This is a genomic window from Trinickia dabaoshanensis, assembly GCF_002879885.1.
Classification (GTDB): domain Bacteria; phylum Pseudomonadota; class Gammaproteobacteria; order Burkholderiales; family Burkholderiaceae; genus Trinickia; species Trinickia dabaoshanensis.
In genome coordinates this window covers 1-2655 of the sequence record NZ_PNYA01000062.1, presented here as the reverse complement: position 1 = coordinate 2655, position 2655 = coordinate 1, and the positions used below count along the sequence as shown (strand labels likewise).

The 2655-nt window shown below is 62.4% G+C and carries 2 protein-coding genes; both read left to right on the top strand.

The window, feature by feature from the left end; translation table 11 throughout:
- The first annotated feature begins 245 nt into the window (after positions 1-245).
- Positions 246-1769: an IS21 family transposase gene (istA, locus tag C0Z18_RS32315; protein ID WP_102649528.1), complete on the top strand. Its 1524-nt coding sequence runs from the start codon at positions 246-248 to the stop codon at positions 1767-1769.
- Positions 1770-1778: 9 nt separating this feature from the next.
- Complete coding sequence (istB, locus tag C0Z18_RS32310) at positions 1779-2561, top strand: IS21-like element helper ATPase IstB (RefSeq protein ID WP_102649527.1); 783 nt, start codon at positions 1779-1781, stop codon at positions 2559-2561.
- Positions 2562-2655 lie beyond the last annotated feature (94 nt).

Sequence of the window (2655 nt, the reverse complement as noted above, 5' to 3'; positions counted from 1 at the left end):
TGTCAATGATCGCCGCTATGGAGCCAAACCGGGATCGGCGTATTGGAGCCACCTCAGGATCGGCGTAAAGGAGCCAGCGGATGATCGCCGTAATGGCGCCACTTCAGGATCGCCGTAAAGGCGCCACCCGATGATCGGCGTAATGGCGCCACCGACGCCGTAACGGGAACGCGTTTCGAACTTCCATCAACTGGTTACCCTTCGAGCTTTTGCTCGGAGGGGCCGTGGGTAACAGGAGGTTCGAAGTGTTTGAGTACCGCCAAGTCCTCGCGCGCATGCGTCAGGGCGATTCCGACCGAGATATCGCCCGCGCCGGGCTGATGGGCCGCAAGAAGTTAGCGACCATCCGCGACGCCGCCCTCCAGCACGATTGGCTCAACCCCGCGCGGCCCATGCCCGACGACGCCGTGCTGGCCGCCATGTTCGGCCGCAATCCGCAACTGCCGCGCACCTGCGTATCAACGCTGGAGCCATTTCGCGAACTGATCACGCAATGGTTCAACGCCGACATCCAGGGCACCACGATCCATAGCGCGCTGCAGCGCAATCACGGCTATACGGGCAGCTACTCGGCCGTGCGCCGCTTCCTGCAGGCGCTCAGTGTTGAGCGCGGCGTGAAGGCCACGACCGTTCTCGAGTTCGCACCGGCTGACGCCGCGCAGATCGATTTCGGCGCCGGACCGCAACTGATCGACGCCAGCGGCAAGCCGGTCAAGACGTGGTTCTTCGTCGCGACGCTGTGCTGGTCGCGCCATCAATACGCCGAGCTCGTGTTCGATCAAACCGTGGCGACGTGGCTTGCTTGCCACCGCCGTGCGTTCAACTGGTGGGGCGGCATTCCCGCACGGATGATCATCGACAACGCGAAGTGCGCCATCACGCGGGCCTGCATGTACGACCCAGAGGTACAGCGCTCATACGCCGAGTTGGCCGAAGGGTACGGCTTCAAGATCGACGCATGCCCGCCGCACGATCCGCAGAAGAAGGGGATCGTCGAATCGGGCGTCAAATACATCAAGAAGTCCTTCCTACCGCTGCGTACGTTTCGCGATCTGCCCGACGCCAACCACCAGTTGCATCAGTGGGTCATGAGCGAGGCGGGCAACCGCGTGCACGGCACAACACGCGAACAGCCGTTGGCGCGCTTTGCGCTCGAGAAGCCGCTATTGAACGCGCTGCCCGACGTGCCGCCGGTGTTGGCCGAATGGACCAAGGTCAGCGTTCATCGCGACTGCCACGTGCAATTCCATAAGGCGCTGTACTCGGCGCCGTGCAAGCTCGTGGGGCAAACGCTGTGGCTCAAGGCAACGGATACCACCGTGCAGTTGTTCCGTGAGCATGAACTGGTTGCCGTGCATCCACGCCTGCATCGCGCCGGCGCTCGCTCGACCGTGCGCGATCATCTTCCGCCTGAAGCTCAAGCGTGGCAGATGCATGACCCGCAATGGTGCTTGGCCGAAGCGAAGCGCATCGGCGCCGCTTGCCACGCCGTCGTCCTCGAGTTGTTCAACGATCAGGTACTGGTGAACCTGCGCGGTGCGCAGGGCATCTTGCGGCTCGAGGCCAAGGTCGGCGCAGCTCGACTCGAAGCCGCCTGTCACCGCGCGATGTCATTTAGCAGTCCTCGCTATCGCATCATCAAGACGATCCTCGACAAGGGCCTGGACCAACTGGGCGAGTCCGCGCAGCCCGAATTAATCGAGCTTGGCGACACCTACGCCCGCGGCGGCCGCTTCTGCCGTGATCTGCCTTCCATGATGAGCCACTGAGACCCAGCCATGAATCCCATTCCCGAACTGAGCCCGATGCTCAAACAACTGCGCCTGTCCGGCATTCTCGACTCGCTCGAGCAACGCAATCGGCAGGCCATCGACGGCAAGCTCGCCTACACCGATTTCCTTGCACTGCTGATCCAGGATGAGCTCGCCCGGCGCGAGCAGAAGAAGCTGAACACACGGCTTGCTCGCGCGAGCTTCCGGCCTGGCAAGACGCTCGAGTCATTCGACTTCGACCGCCTTCCCAAGCTGAACCGCGCCGTCATTCAGGATCTGGCCACCGGCCGTTACCTGCAGGAGAATGCCAACGTGCTGATCGCAGGTCCCACCGGCGTCGGCAAGTCGCATCTCGCGCAGGCACTGGGCCACTGCGCGGCTCGCCAGGGACACGACGTCCTGTTCCTCACTCAGACCAAGTTGCTCAACATGCTGCACGCCGCGCGCGCCGTCGGCAACTACGAACGCCGGTTGCAGCAACTCGTACGTGTACCGCTGATCATCGTCGACGACTTTGCCCTGAAGCCCATTACGGCACCTCACGACGAAGCGTTTCATGATCTCGTCGCCGAGCGATATGAGCGCCGTGGCTCTCTGCTCTTGACGAGCAACTTGGACTTTAGCGAGTGGGGCGACGCGTTCCCGGCCAATCGAATGCTCGGCGTTGCCACGCTCGATCGGCTTCGCCACGGTGCCTACCGGATCATCCTCGAGGGCGACAGTTACCGCGTGCCGAAAAACATGCCGGAATCACCCGTTTCAGGCATTGAAAAACGGGCCAAAAACTAGCATTCTTGACGGCGTTCGAAACCGCGTTTCCGAACCCTTCCACGTGGCGCCTTTACGCCGATCTTCCCCGGCTCCATTACGCCGATCCGTGACA